14 protein-coding genes are annotated in these 14938 nt (G+C 49.0%); 5 read left to right on the top strand and 9 right to left on the bottom strand.

Annotated features, from left to right (window positions below):
- Positions 1 to 73: 73 nt before the first annotated feature.
- From HMPREF9370_RS01625 to HMPREF9370_RS01610, 5 genes are all read right to left on the bottom strand, one after another.
- Complete coding sequence (locus tag HMPREF9370_RS01625) at positions 74 to 418, bottom strand: DUF4298 domain-containing protein (RefSeq protein WP_009115518.1); 345 nt, start codon at positions 416 to 418, stop codon at positions 74 to 76.
- A gap of 54 nt (positions 419 to 472) precedes the next feature.
- A complete protein-coding gene (locus tag HMPREF9370_RS01620; RefSeq protein WP_009115517.1) occupies positions 473 to 1444 on the bottom strand; it encodes an HlyD family secretion protein in 972 nt (323 codons plus the stop codon).
- Positions 1441 to 2070, bottom strand: coding sequence for a TetR/AcrR family transcriptional regulator (locus HMPREF9370_RS11535; protein WP_009115516.1), 630 nt, complete (start codon positions 2068 to 2070; stop codon positions 1441 to 1443). The genes HMPREF9370_RS01620 and HMPREF9370_RS11535 overlap by 4 nt, the downstream gene beginning before the upstream one ends.
- A gap of 329 nt (positions 2071 to 2399) precedes the next feature.
- Positions 2400 to 2567 (bottom strand): hypothetical protein, encoded by a 168-nt coding sequence (locus tag HMPREF9370_RS11915; protein ID WP_156792951.1) that lies wholly within the window; start codon positions 2565 to 2567, stop codon positions 2400 to 2402.
- Between the two features lie 191 nt (positions 2568 to 2758).
- A complete protein-coding gene (locus tag HMPREF9370_RS01610; protein ID WP_009115514.1) occupies positions 2759 to 3814 on the bottom strand; it encodes an NAD(P)H-dependent flavin oxidoreductase in 1056 nt (351 codons plus the stop codon).
- Positions 3815 to 4091: 277 nt separating this feature from the next.
- On the opposite strand from HMPREF9370_RS01610, the gene HMPREF9370_RS01605 reads away from it, so the two are divergent.
- The 4 genes from HMPREF9370_RS01605 to HMPREF9370_RS01590 all read left to right on the top strand — a co-directional run bounded on the left by HMPREF9370_RS01605 (position 4092) and on the right by HMPREF9370_RS01590 (position 7731).
- Positions 4092 to 5459: an amidase family protein gene (locus HMPREF9370_RS01605; protein ID WP_009115512.1), complete on the top strand. Its 1368-nt coding sequence runs from the start codon at positions 4092 to 4094 to the stop codon at positions 5457 to 5459.
- A gap of 176 nt (positions 5460 to 5635) precedes the next feature.
- On the top strand, positions 5636 to 6520 hold the full coding sequence (locus HMPREF9370_RS01600; RefSeq protein WP_009115510.1) for a polysaccharide deacetylase family protein: 885 nt from the start codon (positions 5636 to 5638) through the stop codon (positions 6518 to 6520).
- Positions 6521 to 6718: 198 nt separating this feature from the next.
- A complete protein-coding gene (locus HMPREF9370_RS01595; RefSeq protein ID WP_009115509.1) occupies positions 6719 to 7345 on the top strand; it encodes an FMN-dependent NADH-azoreductase in 627 nt (208 codons plus the stop codon).
- A gap of 101 nt (positions 7346 to 7446) precedes the next feature.
- Positions 7447 to 7731, top strand: a complete 285-nt coding sequence (locus tag HMPREF9370_RS01590; protein WP_009115508.1) for a hypothetical protein — start codon at positions 7447 to 7449, stop codon at positions 7729 to 7731.
- Positions 7732 to 7804: 73 nt separating this feature from the next.
- On the opposite strand, the gene HMPREF9370_RS01585 is transcribed toward HMPREF9370_RS01590, so the two are convergent.
- From HMPREF9370_RS01585 to HMPREF9370_RS01570, 4 genes are all read right to left on the bottom strand, one after another.
- Complete coding sequence (locus HMPREF9370_RS01585) at positions 7805 to 10912, bottom strand: type I restriction endonuclease subunit R (RefSeq protein WP_009115507.1); 3108 nt, start codon at positions 10910 to 10912, stop codon at positions 7805 to 7807.
- A 209-nt stretch (positions 10913 to 11121) separates the two neighbouring features.
- Positions 11122 to 12357: a restriction endonuclease subunit S gene (locus HMPREF9370_RS01580; protein ID WP_009115506.1), complete on the bottom strand. Its 1236-nt coding sequence runs from the start codon at positions 12355 to 12357 to the stop codon at positions 11122 to 11124.
- A gap of 113 nt (positions 12358 to 12470) precedes the next feature.
- A complete protein-coding gene (gene fic / locus HMPREF9370_RS01575) occupies positions 12471 to 13016 on the bottom strand; it encodes a protein adenylyltransferase Fic (protein WP_009115505.1) in 546 nt (181 codons plus the stop codon).
- A 1-nt stretch (position 13017) separates the two neighbouring features.
- Entirely contained in the window at positions 13018 to 14553 is a 1536-nt protein-coding gene (locus HMPREF9370_RS01570; RefSeq protein WP_009115504.1) for a type I restriction-modification system subunit M, read from the bottom strand.
- 64 nt (positions 14554 to 14617) lie between these two features.
- On the opposite strand from HMPREF9370_RS01570, the gene HMPREF9370_RS01565 reads away from it, so the two are divergent.
- Positions 14618 to 14902 carry a hypothetical protein gene (locus tag HMPREF9370_RS01565; protein WP_040666768.1) on the top strand — a complete coding sequence of 95 codons (285 nt, stop codon included), beginning with the start codon at positions 14618 to 14620 and terminating at the stop codon, positions 14900 to 14902.
- Positions 14903 to 14938: the final 36 nt, after the last annotated feature.

Below are 14938 nucleotides of genomic sequence, written 5' to 3'. Positions count from 1 at the left end.
TATGTGATGGTTCACAGCGTAAAAATACCTGCCTGAAACAGCTTTCAGACAGGCATGGTATGTTCAGACGGCCTTAATCACCGCCATCCCTATCCAACACCGCCACAGCCGAACGCAGCCGCTGCCAAGCGAGGCTTTGCTGTTCGGTGAAGGCGTTCCACAAAGCGTCTTCGCTCATGATGCTGTATTCGCCCTGCGTGTGCAGGTTCACGTCCAGCCCGTCTTCGAGGGCTTGGTGGTAGCGGCTGTATTCGCCTTCGAAATAAAACTGCGCCAGCTCGCGCATGATGGCTTCGCCGTGCAGCCAGTCTTGGTGGGCGGCTTCGAGTTTGGGGAGTAATTCCGTCCATTCGCGGTAAAGTTTCTGAATATGGTTGAGGCGCGCCTGTGCTTCGGCTGGCGGCGGGAGGTCGTTCATGGAGTTTCCTTTCGGTGTTTGAGTCGGATTGATTGGCTGTTTTCAGACGGCCTGCTAACGCGGCAACTTCACCGCCAATTCAGACGGCCACGCCTGCGCGGCATCGGTGCGCACATAGCCGTTGCCCGTCATGCCGCCTTTGAGCAGGCGGTTGTAGCGGGAAGCGGTTTCGGGAGCGAGTTTCAGTTTGACTTTAAACACCAGCTTTTCGCGCTCGTTGGCGGTTTCCACCGATTTGGGCGTGAACTGGGCTTCGGTGGCGATAAAGCTGATTTTGGCGGGGAACACGGCCTCCACACTATCCAGCACAATCCGCGCCTCGTCGCCCACTTTCAGACGGCCTACCTGAGCGTTGGGCAGAAAAATGTTCATCGACACATCCAACGGATCAAGCAGGCTCACCACTTTGCTGCCCGCGGCAATCACGCTGCCCACTTCGGCGATTTTGTATTCCACGCGCCCTGTTTTCGGGCTGCGGATGGTCATGTCGTCATTGGCCGAAGCCGCCTGATTAATCTGCGCCTGAGCCGCCGCCACCGCCGCCATCGCTTCGGCGCGGGCGGCACGGGCGGCACGCACGGAGGCCGCCGCACCGTCGCGCGCGGCCAGCCGCTTGGTTACTTCCGCCGACGACACCAATTCGTCGCGTTTCAAATTCTGCGCATTGCCCAACTCCATCTGCGCCACTTTCTGCTGCTGCTCGTAAGCCTTGATTTCGGCATCCGCCCGCGCCACCGCTTCCTGCGCCCGCTGTTTCTGGGCTTTGGCGGCCTCAAGCTGGCTGGTGCTGGTTACGGAAGAAAGCTCGACCAGCGCGTCTCCCTCTTTCACTTCGCTGCCCTCATCCACCAGCACCGCCTGCACCCGCCCCGGATACAGGCTGGCAATGTCGAAGCGGTTCAGTTCCAAGCGGCCGTTGGATTGGGCGAAACCTTCGGGCAGGCCGCTTTGGCTTTGTCGGCTGTATAGATACCAACCGCCGGCAGCAAGCGCGGCTATTACAACGGCAATGATCATTTTTCTCATGATTTTTCCTGCAAACAATGATTGGGAAACAACGCGGAAAACGTCCATCGGATGCGCTCTTCAATTGCAGCATCATCCAGCACGGCAAAGATATGGCTGCGCACTTCTTCGGGCAGCATGCCCATATGGTTCAAACGGATACCTAGAAACATCGGCGCCACCACCGATGCGCTGATATACGACATGCGTTTCACCAATTCGGGAAACGGCATATCTGGGAAACAGTCGCTCAAAAGAGCGTAAAGCCAGCCCGAGTAATTATCAAACCGGCGGCGTAAAAACGTTTCCGCAATGTTCACGCCGTCGGCGCTGTCGGCAAAAATACGGTTAACCCAAGCCAAATTATCCCGCAGGCAAAATGCGAGCAAGCGGATCACATGGTGCAGCTTCCGCACCGCATCCGCATCTTTTTCGGAGAAAAAATCCACCAAGCCGAAAGTGTGTTCATATTGCGACTGCAAAAGCTCGGCCACAAACGCATCTTTACTGGCAAACAAATGGTGAAACATCCCCGGGCTCAACCCCGCTTCGGCCGCCAAAAGCCGCACGGAAAGCTTGCGGTAGCCCAGCTGCGGATAAAGGCGGACACCGGCTTCGATAAATTGGGCGCGGGCGGGAAGGTTCATAGAAGTGTTTGATTTATATATTGGACGAATGTCCAGTATAGTTTAGAAAAATGCCAAATGCAAATGCCTGCCTGAAGCCCATTGGGGCTTTTCAGACAGGCATTTGCGCTTGGTCAAATATTTTTTGGCAGCCGGTAATAGCCGGTGATTTTGTAGCGGAACACGATATCGTCTGCTCAACAGGCGTTCAAGTTAAGCAGCCTAGGGGAGCTTTCAATAACTTTAGATAACATAATGCTGCCTGAAAAAGAATAGTTTCAGACAGCATTGAAAATTAAGAATACCTAATGATTTATAAGATTAAGTCAAATCTTTTACTTTCTTTAATACTAACGGAATTTAGGCGGCCAATTTTTAGGCCACTTTACAGATCCTCTCCGACTTGTTACATCATCAATAGCTTCAGCACCTTTTACCAAGGTGCCTAATATACGTACCAAGGAACCAATCCATCCTCCGGAAACTTGATGCAGTTCAGATTCATTTAATTGTTTCATAATAAACTCCTCTAAATTATTTCAGGAAAAATCCATTTGAATAAAAATAACATATTTATATGTCATTTTGATTTATGACAGAACAGCTATGTTAATGATTCACTAGCCAAATCAAATTAATGTAAACATTTGGAATTCTGTAAATAAAATATGCCTGTCTGAAAAGAAAGTTTTTATAGTTAAGCAACAATTTACCCGGCCAACCCTTCGGCCAAGCTGCGCAAAATTTCCTCCGCGCTGCCTGCTTGGGTGAACCGCGCATTCTGCCCGGCCCAGAATGAAGAAAATTCATCCGAACCCGCCCGCTCCGCCGCGGCTTTCAACACGCCGGCTGCTGCGCCGGAAAAGGGAAACGGCAAGGCCGAGGCATTAATCGGCCCGGCTTCGCGGATAAACTGGTTGGTTATGCCGCGGGCGAAGCCGCCGCTGAACAGATTGGTAATTACCGTATGCTCTGCCTGCGGGCTTTGCAGCGCGGCGCGGTATGCGGCGGAGGTGTCGGCTTCGTCGGCCAGCAGAAACGCGGTGCCGGGCTGCACGGCGTCTGCGCCCAAATCAAACGCAGCGCGCACGGTTTGCGCGTTGCTGATGCCGCCTGCGGCAATCACCGGCAGCTTAACCGCCGCCACGATATTGGGCAGCAGGGCGAATGTGCCCGATTGCGCGCCCAAGTCGCGGCTTAAAAACATGCCGCGGTGGCCGCCCGCTTCCCAACCTTGCGCAATCACGGCATCGGCGCCGTTTGCTTCCAGCCAGCGTGCTTCTTCCACTGTGGTGGCGCTCGACCAAACCTGTGCGCCCGTGGCTTTCACCGCATCCAGCAGCGGCTTTTCAGGCAGGCCGAAATGGAAGCTTACCACCGGCGGCTTGAATGCCTGCACTATTTCCAGTGCGGTTTCATCAAACGGATTGCGCCCTCCGCCTGCCGGAATATCGGCCCGGGTTAAGCCGAACTCTTCAAAATAAGGCTTGAGCACATCAAACCATGCGGCTTTTTGCGCTTCGGAAACTTCGGGGTTGCGGTGGGCGAAAAAGTTGACGTTATAAGGTTTGCCGCCTACCGCATCGCGGATGGCCGCCAATTCTTCGCGCAGCTTTTCAGGCGTGAGCATGGCGGCGGGCAACGACCCGACACCGCCCGCCCGGCACACCGCCACCGCCAGCGCGCTGCCCTGCACGCCCGCCATCGGCGCCTGAATAATTGGCAGCTCGGCGCCCAAAGCGTTTAAGTATGAATTGTTCTGCATGATGTTCTCCTTTGTTTGCGTATGGGGATTATAGCAATGCCTGTCTGAAATGTTTTTTCAGACAGGCATTGCTGATGATGAACTTTTCCGCCACAAGCCATACTCTTAACTATAGTTAATCAACTTGAAAATAGTACATTCGTCATACTCGGGCTTAACCCGAGTAACTTAAGTTTCAGTAACTTTAGGAGATACTCGGGTCAAGCCCGAGTATGACGATGTTATTATATAAGTGGATTGACTATATAAAGCAACCAAGCAATGCGAGGAAACAACCATGAATCTGCCCCTGCTTACCCTTGCCGATTGGCACGCCGCATTCGAATCCGGTGCAGCCGACCCCGTTTCCCTGCTTGAATCCGGCCTGAGCCGCGCCGGGGAAGCAGGCAACCGCGCCGTGTTTATCCGCCTCACCGAAACCCGCGCCCGGCCGGCGGCCGAGGCGGCAGCCGCGCGGCTGCGGGCGGGCAAGCGGCTGGGCGCGCTCGACGGCATTGCCGTATCGTGGAAAGACTTGTTCGACCAAGCAGGCGAAATCACCCGCGCCGGCAGCTTAACCACGGCGGATAACCCGCCCGCCGCGCAAGATGCCGCCGTTGTGTCGCTACTGGAAAGTGTGGGCGCGGTTTCCATCGGGCGCACCAACCTCACCGAGTTTGCCCTTTCCGGCTTGGGGCTGAACCCGCATTTCGGCACGCCTGCGAATGTGTGGCCCGCTGCCGAACCGCTGGCGCCGGGCGGCTCGTCTTGCGGGGCGGCGGTTTCGGTGGCGGCAGGCATTGTGCCTTATGCCGTGGGCACCGACACGTCCGGCTCCGTGCGCATTCCCGCCGCACTCAACGGCCTGGCCGGGTTTAAACCCACATCCGCCCGCCTGCCGCGCATCGGCGTGTGGACGCTTTCGCCCACGCTCGACAGCATCGGCCCGCTGGCGCACACCACCGCCGACATCTGCACCGTGATGCAGGCGTTTCATATTGATTCGGCAAGCTGTTCAGACAGGCATTTCAAAGCCGTGGTGCCCGAAGGTTTGTTTACTGAGGATGCCGAGCCGCAGATTCTGGCGGCTTTCGAGCGAAGCATCGCCCGGCTGGCGCAGGCAGGTGTCGGCATTATCCGCAAGCCGCTGCGTGCGCTGCAACGGCTGGAAACCCTGTTCGACGAATACGGCACGCTGGTCGGCATCGAGGCATGGCAGCTGCATCAAAACGCGCCCCTTCAGACAGGCATCATGGATGAGCGGGTGGCGCAGCGTTTGCAGAGCAACCGGATTTACCCGCTACACCATCTGTTTGAATTGCTCACTTGGCGCGCCCGCCTGCAAAAGCAGCTGGCGGAAGAATTGCAGGGCGCGCTGCTTTTGCTGCCCACCACCGCCATCGACGCGCCGCCGCTCGCCCGCTTGGAAAACGACCGGGAATTTTTTGCCGAAGCCAACCGCAAAATCCTGCGCAACACCATGGCTGGCAGCTTTCTGGATATGCCTGGCTTCACCGTTCCCACCGGCCTCAACCGCAACGGCCTGCCCGCCGCGCTTTTGGTTTCGGCTGCAAGCGGGCGCGACGAATATGTGTTGCACGCGGGCAAAACCTTTGCCGGCCTGCTGACCGGCGATGCGGCTTTAAACCGCCGAAGGTTTGAATAAATAATGCCTGTCTGAACGGCTTTCAGACAGGCATGGTTTGGTTATCCCGCCCACGAAAGCGAACGCCTGCCCGCAAAAACTGTCTAAAGCTTATAAAAATCAAAAAACTGCACACATCAACCTGCTTTTTCAGACAGGCATAAGCCTGAACCATAGTAAACGCAAGGAGAAACACGATGGCAAAGAAAATCTTGGTAGCCTACGGAATTGATGTGGACGCAGTGGCCGGCTGGCTCGGCTCTTACGGCGGCGAAGACAGCCCCGACGATATTTCGCGCGGCCTGTTTGCAGGCGAAGTCGGCTCCATCCGCCTGCTCGACCTGTTCGACAAATACAAGCTGAAAACCACATGGTTTATTCCCGGCCATTCGGTTGAAACCTTCCCCGAACAAATGAAAGAAGTGGCGCGGCGCGGCCACGAAATCGGCATGCACGGTTACAGCCACGAAAACCCGATTGCCATGACCCGCGAGCAGGAAACCGCCGTGCTCGACCGCTCTTTGGAGCTGATTACCGAGTTGGCGGGAAAACGCCCCACCGGCTACGTTGCCCCGTGGTGGGAGTTCAGCCCCGTTACCAACGAGCTTTTGCTGGAGCGCGGCATCAAATACGACCACTCGCTGATGCACAACGATTTCCACCCTTACTATGTGCGCGTGGGCGACAGCTGGACCAAAATCGACTATTCCAAACACCCCAGCCACTGGATGAAACCGCTCGTGCGCGGCAAAGAAACGCCGCTGGTGGAAATCCCCGCCAACTGGTATCTCGACGACTTGCCGCCGATGATGTTTATCAAAAAATCGCCCAACAGCCACGGCTTCATGAACCCGCGCGACATTGAGCAGTTATGGCGCGACCAGTTCGACTGGGTGTACCGCGAAAACGATTACGCCGTGTTTACCATGACCATCCACCCCGACGTGTCCGGTCGCCCGCAAGTGCTGCTGATGCACGAGCGCCTGATTGAGCATATCAACAGCCACGAAGGCGTAGAATGGTGCACGTTCGACCAGATTGCCGATGATTTCATCGCCCGCAATCCGCGCAAGTGGAAGTGAGTGAAGCCAATGCCTGTCTGAAAGCTTATGCCCGCAGCTTGCCTGCGCCATAGGCTTTTCAGGCGGCTTTTGAAGTGTAGTGAAGAGCATACCGGCTGCAATGTAAGCATTCGAATTACTGACAAACGCGGCCTTTATAATGCCTGTCTGAACAAGGTCGGAAAGCCCGCCGTTTACCAATAATCGAAAGAGGTATATATGAAAACCCTGATTATCAACGCCCATCCCGACCCACACTCAACCCTCTCCGCCACCAACCAAATGGTGCGCCATCTGCTTGCCAAGCTGCCTGTCGAAGAAGTGGAAGTGGTTAATTTGGCCGAAGCCGACATTCAGCCGGTGGATAAAGCCGTGCTGGATATGTTTGCCCGAACCCTACTCGGCGAAGAGCAGCTTGACGCGGCGCAAACCCAATTGCTGGCACGCATAAACTCAGTAACGGCGCAGTTCAAATCCGCGCCGCGTCTGGTTATTGCCCTGCCGCTGTATAACTTCAGCGTCCCTGCGCGCCTGAAAGACTGGATAGACAACATCGTTATCCCGGAACAAACGTTCAAATATGAAAACGGAATTCTCCAAGGCTTGATGGGCGGGCACAAAGCCTTGATATTGCAAGCCAGCGGCGGCGTGTTCAGCAGCGGCAGTAATGCGCAGATGGAATTTACCATTCCCTATCTGAAAGCTTTGCTGGGCGGATTTCTAGGATTTTCAAGCGTAGAGGCAGTGCGCGCCGAAGGCACAATGGAACACATCGGCTTGGAAGCTGCCGTGAAACAGGCATGTGCCGATATTGATGCGAAGTTTGAAGCATTTATGGCAGAGTAAGGTGAAGCCGGTTTCCGAAAACTTTGGATAAAGACGTTTCAAAACCCAATCCGAACGCCAACAAAATAATCAGCAACCCATTGCTAGAAAGGTGCTCCATTATGTGCGGACTATGCGGCATGTTCGGCGAAGAAGCCCACTGGGCCACCCGCCTTGAAAGCAGCGGCCAAAGCAGCGACAGTGTGCGCCGGCGCCAATTACGGGCGCGGCGCATCGCCATCATCAACCGCCTGCTTGAATCGCACCATATCAAAGTGAGCGATTGGCAGGGCGTGCAATACCAGCTTTGCGGCGCTACGGGCAAAACCGCATTGGCTGAAAACCTGAGCCAGATTTGGCCGGCGGTGGAAAGCATCAGCGACAGGCCGTTTGATCCTTTATCGTAAATCTGATTTCAAAGGAGTCGGAATGAAGAGAATGCCTGTCTGAAAAGTTTTCAGACAGGCATTCTGATTTACATCAAATATCCCCACCAACTCCTTTGAATTTTTCCACAAATGCGTTGATTTTCTGAAAAACACTTTGTTTCTTAGTAAGATATTGGGGGTTCAAAGGGCTCATTTTCGGCAAAATCTCATTGAGATCAGCACCATTTTCACTTGCGTATTCCCTCTTCAATGAAACGGTAATATAACGTTTCGCTGCTTCTTCATTTAAGTTTTCAGAAGCAATTAACTCGCCAGCTTCGCGACGTTGCTCGCATTGTGCAAATTGGAAAAAAGCATCAATAATACCGGTTTTATCAGGAATATTATCTAAATTTGTTTTGTTAATAAAATCAACTATTAAAGTTTCTTTAGGACGGTTATCCAAGCTGGCTCGGATAATCCGGATGATCTCTTCAACCAGCTCTGATTTATTCTTGATTTTTTTATTATGTTCAAAAATCAGCTCTAGAATATAGTCTAAGTTGATTTCTTGCGATTTTAATAAATCGACTTCGAAAACCACATCATCCCAATCAATCGTAGACAGCTCTTTCTCATTGCCGGACTTCTCGCGGCGCAGCCAATCCCTAATATCGTTATAAGTAGAACGATAATCCTGAACCACACGTGCACTGGGTATTTCCACTGCTTCCATTGCCTGAAGATCTTCGTCTGTTAAATAATATTTTTCTTTAAACGCCTCCACGGCGGATTGATCATCGGTATCCAATTGCTGAAAAGCTTGCAAAGCGGCATATTCATCATAGTTTTGCAAAACATTGTCTACCCGCAGATATTGGCCGAACAGTTTGACAAAATCGCGTTTGTCTTTTTCGGTAACAATCTCATCGGGATTGGGAAAACATTTTTGCAATTCGGCCACAACATCCAAATAACCGCGGCAAGCCTCGCCGGTAACGGCATCTGTGTAGCCCTCCATATATTCCTGATAGCTTTTTTCCAGCACCATGTTTTTGGTATGCTTGTCACCGAACAAAGTAAGCGCATCAATTGTGGCTTGTTCCAAATCACGGAAGGTAACAATATTGCCAAAGGTTTTGGTGGCATCGTAAATGCGGTTGGTGCGTGAATAAGCTTGTAGCAAACCGTGATAGCGCAGGTTTTTATCTACAAACAAAGTGTTTAGCGTAGGGGCATCGAAACCTGTTAGAAACATGCCCACCACAATTAATAAATCTACTTCCTGATTTTTAACGCGCAAGGAAAGATCGCGGTAGTAGTTTTGAAACGCTTTGCTTTCTACGCTGAAATTGGTTTTGAAAGTGGCGTTATAATCATTAATTGCATAGCTTAAAAATTCTTTTGCGCTGGCATTCATGGCTGAAGGTTCAAAACTTTCATCCGGAATGTCGCCTATTGCGTCTTGCTCTTCGTTGGCTGTAAAAGAAAAAATCGTTGCAATGGTTAGTGGCTTTGGGTGCTCTTTTTGCAGATTTTTAAATGATTCATAATAAAGCTTAGCCGCCTCCACGCTGCTTACGGCAAACATGGCATTAAATCCTTTGCCCGAGGCATTGAGGCGGTGGGTTTTCTGTTTGAAATGATTCAAAATATATTGGGAAATTTCGCGGATGCGGTCAGGGTGTAGTAAGGCTTGCTTATTCTCGGCTGCGCTTAACTTCTTCTCATCAGTTTCTGTTTCCAGTGATTTAAACTGCGGGCGCACATCGTTGTAATCTACCTTGAATTTCAATACCTTTTCATCGCGGATGGCATCGGTAATCACATAAGAATGCAACTGATGGCCAAACACGCTTTGCGTGGTTTCCGAACCCAATGCGTTATCAACAAAAATCGGCGTGCCGGTAAAGCCAAACTGATAAAATTTCTTAAACTTTCTTTTGAGGTTTTTTTGCGCCTCGCCAAACTGCGAGCGGTGGCACTCATCAAAAATAAATACAACCTGCTTTTGATAAACGGGTAAATTATCCTCGCTTTTCATAAGATTATTGAGCTTCTGAATCGTGGTTACGATGATTTTATTATCGTCTTTTTCAAGATTACGCTTAAGCCCGGCTGTGTTTTCCGAACCGTTTACACTGTCCGGAGAAAAGCGCTGGTATTCCTTCATGGTTTGGTAATCAAGGTCTTTACGGTCAACCACGAAAAACACTTTATCAATAAAATCCAGTTCCGTTGCCAAACGTGCCGCCTTAAAACTGGTTAGGGTTTTCCCCGAGCCCGTGGTGTGCCAGATAAAACCGCCGCTTTTTTCAACAACATCGCGATTGCCCCAATTTTTCGATTGGTAAGAACCGCGGATTTTCCACAAAATACGTTCAGCAGCCGCAATTTGATAAGGCCGCATAATCAGTAAGTTATCATTGGCATCAAACACCGAATAATGCAGCAGCACTTTCAATAAAGTGTTTTTCTGAAAAAACGTTGCCGTAAAATCCTTTAAATCCTTAATCGGCGTATTGTCGGCTCTCGCCCAGTTCATCGTAAAATCAAAGCTGTTTTTATCGCGCTTGGTCGTATTCGCAAAATAGCGCGTATCCGTACCGTTTGAAATCACAAAAATCTGCAAATATTTAAACAGCGAATGCTCTTTATTCAGGCTTTCCTTGCTGTAGCGGTGTACTTGATTAAACGCTTCACGAATCGCCACGCCGCGCTTTTTCAATTCAATTTGCACCAAAGGCAAACCGTTTACCAAAACGGTTACATCATAGCGGTTGGCATGAGAACCTTTTTGCTCAAATTGGTTAATGATTTGAACGTGATTACGGGCAATATTTTTCTTGTCCAAAAGATAAATGTTTTGGATATGCCCATCATCAAATACAAAATCATAAATATAATCGTGATGGATCTTACAGGTTTTATCAACAATGTTTTCAGACGGCCTATCCAAATAATCATCAAAAAACCTCTGCCACTCGCCATCTGAAAACACCACGTTATTGAGTTTTTGCAAAGCTTCACGCAGATTAGCCTGCAATTTGGCCTCACTGTTTAAATCCTTACGGTACTCATAACCCAAACTTTGCAAATCACTGATCAACTCACGTTCCAAATCCGCTTCGGTTTGATAAGAGCCGACCTGATCCATTTTGGTATATTGATCTAAGATAATGAAATTGTTGGTTTCCGCAATGAGTTTGGTTTCAATCATATTATTTCCTTTGTATGCTTGTTTCCGGTAGATTTTGAGTTACCTGAATCAATTATCAACGGTTGATTTTTGAAAGATCTTTTGTAGATTTTGAGAACACACTATAGTTAATCGGAGCCTTCGTATAAGCTTAGTTTTAACTTCAGGCCGTCTGAATTTTCAGACGGCCCGATCGGTTTTCAGACAGGCATCATGCCTGTCTGAAAAACTTAGGAGGCAGGTGGAAAGCTGAGTAATTGCTCACGGTAATATTCATATTGTTTTTGGCGCAAGGCGATTTCTCGTGGGAGACCTTCGGTAATGGAATGGGTTAAAGCATCGAATTTATCCAAAATAGCAACGATTTGATCTTGGATTTCGAGTGTGGGGATGGGGAAGCGATATCTTAAAATTGCCTCTTTGCTACCACGTGGCATTTTTGCACCTTTGGCATGTTGCATATTGTAGGCAAAGAATTTATCGTCCGCTAAAACTTGATACAAATAGCGCGGATTAACCGTTTTATCGGTTGCATGGATAACTAAGACATCACCACTTGCTCCACCAGAACAATTCGCCTGCCAAATTTTTTTCAAATATGGACGGATATTTCCTATCAAAATATCATTTTTTATAAATCCGGTAAGATTATCCGTATTTGGTGCATAATTTGCTGACACCTTTCCTTCTCTATTTTGCAATAAGTTATCTACCCCGACATAATTCGTTTCATCAAGGCTATTCGCTTTAATACGCTTTGTCGAATACTCCGCCACTTCCCCCAACGTTTTCCATTCCACCCGCTGAAATTCAGACGGCCTCAAGCCTTGACAGGTGGAGGTATTGCTATTGAGGCTGAGTGAATAGTATTTAGCTATCCCCCCCCCGAAGTCATTGTTAAAATCTAAAAGAAGGTTGCGGTAATACTCATATTGCTTTTTCCGCGCTGTAAGCTCCGCTGTAAGCTCCGCTGTAAGCTCCGCTGTAAGCTCCGTGAAATTGTCTAGCAAGCTGACAATTTCACGTTGTACTTCTAGTGGTGGGATGGGGATTTGAATTTTATTGATAACATTAGCGTCTAGTGTTGGGATCCCAGCAACCCTCACTTTTGAACGTAAAAAATGTTCTTGTTCAACTAAAAAATAATATAGGTATTTATTCGTAAATAATCCAGTATGTTTTATGCAAAAACAGCCATCTGATGACCAAAAATCTGTATCACAATACCCAACTGTTCCAGCAGAGGCCCCAACATTTATGATCATCACAGTATCCGCGGATCTATTACATGATGTGTAATACCCTAAAGGCTCCAACCCTCCATGATAAACAGGATAATTACCTGTTTCTGAAAGTTGATTTTTTGTTAATCTTTTTCCACGCTGGATTTCTGTAATCTCCCCCAAAGCCTTCCACTCCACAGAGGCCGTCTGAAACATTCTTTCCAATATCGGATTTTTGTTCATCTGCTGCTTTCTATTTGTTGTTTTGCTGATATTTAAATGTCGTCTTGCCGTTTTTCAGACGGCCTTAAGCTATGCCGGTAAAAATGGCTGCTTTACACAAGCATTTCTATGCGTTAAGGCTTTTCATAGCCTTCGTAGTAATAGGATTGCTCTATACCTTTGAAGATGATTTCGCGATTATCCACTTCGTCGGTTAAATGAGCCTGCAAGAGGAAACGGATTTCCAAATCGTTTACGGGGCTGCGTTCCATCGCTTGCAGATAAAGCGTTTTATCGACATGCTGCCAATTCACGACTTTGCCGAGGTTCTTTTTGAGTATCATATCCAACCAAATGCGTGTGCTGCGGCCGTTGCCTTCTAAAAACGGGTGGGCGATGTTCATTTCAACGTATTTTTCGATAATCTGCTCAAAATTGGTTTCAGGCATTTGCTCGATTTTGGCCAATGCTTCTTTGAGGTAAAGGCTGTTGGCAAAGCGGAAATGGCCTTTTGAAATGTTTTGCTCGCGTATTTCTCCTGCAAACTCATAAAGTCCGCCAAACAGATAAAGGTGTATGGCCTGCAAACCTGCGGTAGTGCCGACTTCTATTTTGTTGATGTCGCCGCTATCGAACAATTGATAGGCTTTTTGCAGGCTTTGTTGGTCAATGTGTTTCATTTTATCCCTCAATCTTGGCGATAACGGCATCAATTTCGGCACGCAGGCGGTCGATTTTTTCCACGGTGGTTTTGATTTCGGCATTGAGCGCGGCAATATCAATCACTTCGCGGGTATCTTCCGCTTCCACATAGGAGCTGACGGCCAGATTGTAGTCGTTGTCTTCGATGGCAGTGTTGTCTACTGATTTGGCACGATGCGGCACATCGGTTTTATCGGCAAAGAGTTGGATGATTTGATCGATATGTTCATCGGTAAGAATATTGTTATTGGTTTCTTTTTTAAACAGTTTGCCGGCATCAATAAATTGGGTTTTGTGGTCGTTTTTATGTTTGGACAACACAAGGATATTTACGGCGATGGAGGTACCGTAAAAGAGGTTGGGTGCAAGAGCAATCACAGTTTCAACGTAGTTGTTGTCTACCAGATATTGGCGGATTTTCTGCTCTGCTCCGCCACGGTAAAAAATGCCGGGAAACGAAACAATGGCGGCGCGCCCTTTGCCGGATAAGTAGTTTAAGGCATGTAAGATAAAGGCAAAATCGGCTTTGGATTTGGGCGGTAAAATGCCGGCCGGAGCAAAGCGTTCATCATTGATTAATGTGGGGTCGTCGCTGCCTATCCATTTAACGGAATAAGGGGGATTGGAAACAATGGCATCAAAAGGTTTGTCGTCTTTCAATTTGGGATTCAGCAGGGTATCGCCCAATTCGATATGGAATTTGTCGTAATTGATGTTGTGCAAAAACATGTTCATACGGGCGAGGTTGTAGGTAGTGTGGTTAATTTCCTGCCCGAAAAAACCTTCTTCAATCAGATGCTCGTCAAACTGCTTTTTGGCTTGCAGCAACAGAGAGCCGGAACCGCAGGCCGGATCATAAATTTTGTTGATGGTGCTTTGCCCGTGGGTGGCTAACTTGGCAATCAGTTTGGATACATGTTGCGGGGTAAAGAACTCACCGCCGGATTTCCCTGCATTGGCGGCGTAATTTGAAATCAAAAATTCGTAGGCATCACCAAAAAGGTCGATTTGGTTGTTTTGGAAATCGCCGAAACTTAATTCTGCCACGCCCTTAAGCACAGCAGCCAAACGTTTGTTTTTTTCTGCTACGGTATTGCCTAAACGGTTGCTGGTGGTGTCAAAATCGGCAAACAGACCTTTGATGTCTTGCTCGGAAGGATAGCCGTTGGCTGAGTTTTCAATTTCAGAAAAAATGTTTGCCAAATCAGTGTTTAGGCTTTCATTGTTATTGGCATTAGCCGCCACATTTTGAAAAAGTTGGCTGGGATAAATAAAATAACCTTTTGTTTTAACTGCATCTTCTTTGATTTCATCTGTGATAACGTTATCGGACAGAGTGGCATAGTCGGTATCTTCGTCATTGAAAAAGGCAGCAAAGTTTTCACTGATAAAACGGTAAAATAGGGTACCTAAAACGTATTGTTTGAAATCCCAACCGTCGACGGAGCCTCGTACATCGTTAGCAATCTGCCAAATTTTACGTTGCAATTCGGCTCGCTGTTGAGTGCTTGTCATAGTGATGTGATCCTATAGAATAAGAATAGTGTCAAATGAGGCAAAATTATACCTGGAAATAATAATGTGCGGACTATGCGGCATATTCGGCGAAGAAGCTCACTGGGCCACCCGCCTTGAAAGTAGCGGCCAAAGCAGCGTCAGCGCGCAACGGCGCCAATTACGGGCGCGGCGCATCGCCATCATCAACCGCCTGCTTGAATCGCACCATATTAAAGTCAGCGATTGGCAGGGCGTGCAATACCAGCTTTACGGCGCTACGGGCAAAACCGCATTGGCTGAAAATCTGAACCAGATTTGGCCGGCGGTGGAAAGCATCAGCGGCAGGCCGTTTGATCCTTTATCGTAAATCTGATTTCAAAGGAGTCGGAATGAAGAGAATGCC

The sequence above is a fragment of the Neisseria wadsworthii 9715 genome, from assembly GCF_000227765.1.
In the GTDB taxonomy this organism is placed as follows: Bacteria; Pseudomonadota; Gammaproteobacteria; order Burkholderiales; family Neisseriaceae; genus Neisseria; species Neisseria wadsworthii.
The sequence above is the reverse complement of the archived record's forward strand: the minus strand, read 5'-3'. Positions and strand labels throughout refer to the sequence as shown.

What these genes read in the sequence shown, in the direction of transcription:
- HMPREF9370_RS01625 (WP_009115518.1), bottom strand. Translation starts at nt 418, where the DNA reads ATGAACGACCTCCCGCCGCCAGCCGAAGCACAGGCGCGCCTCAACCAT.
- HMPREF9370_RS01620 (WP_009115517.1), bottom strand. Translation starts at nt 1,444, where the DNA reads ATGAGAAAAATGATCATTGCCGTTGTAATAGCCGCGCTTGCTGCCGGC.
- HMPREF9370_RS11535 (WP_009115516.1), bottom strand. Translation starts at nt 2,070, where the DNA reads ATGAACCTTCCCGCCCGCGCCCAATTTATCGAAGCCGGTGTCCGCCTT.
- HMPREF9370_RS11915 (WP_156792951.1), bottom strand. Translation starts at nt 2,567, where the DNA reads ATGAAACAATTAAATGAATCTGAACTGCATCAAGTTTCCGGAGGATGG.
- HMPREF9370_RS01610 (WP_009115514.1), bottom strand. Translation starts at nt 3,814, where the DNA reads ATGCAGAACAATTCATACTTAAACGCTTTGGGCGCCGAGCTGCCAATT.
- HMPREF9370_RS01605 (WP_009115512.1), top strand. Translation starts at nt 4,092, where the DNA reads ATGAATCTGCCCCTGCTTACCCTTGCCGATTGGCACGCCGCATTCGAA.
- HMPREF9370_RS01600 (WP_009115510.1), top strand. Translation starts at nt 5,636, where the DNA reads ATGGCAAAGAAAATCTTGGTAGCCTACGGAATTGATGTGGACGCAGTG.
- HMPREF9370_RS01595 (WP_009115509.1), top strand. Translation starts at nt 6,719, where the DNA reads ATGAAAACCCTGATTATCAACGCCCATCCCGACCCACACTCAACCCTC.
- HMPREF9370_RS01590 (WP_009115508.1), top strand. Translation starts at nt 7,447, where the DNA reads ATGTGCGGACTATGCGGCATGTTCGGCGAAGAAGCCCACTGGGCCACC.
- HMPREF9370_RS01585 (WP_009115507.1), bottom strand. Translation starts at nt 10,912, where the DNA reads ATGATTGAAACCAAACTCATTGCGGAAACCAACAATTTCATTATCTTA.
- HMPREF9370_RS01580 (WP_009115506.1), bottom strand. Translation starts at nt 12,357, where the DNA reads ATGAACAAAAATCCGATATTGGAAAGAATGTTTCAGACGGCCTCTGTG.
- fic (WP_009115505.1), bottom strand. Translation starts at nt 13,016, where the DNA reads ATGAAACACATTGACCAACAAAGCCTGCAAAAAGCCTATCAATTGTTC.
- HMPREF9370_RS01570 (WP_009115504.1), bottom strand. Translation starts at nt 14,553, where the DNA reads ATGACAAGCACTCAACAGCGAGCCGAATTGCAACGTAAAATTTGGCAG.
- HMPREF9370_RS01565 (WP_040666768.1), top strand. Translation starts at nt 14,618, where the DNA reads ATGTGCGGACTATGCGGCATATTCGGCGAAGAAGCTCACTGGGCCACC.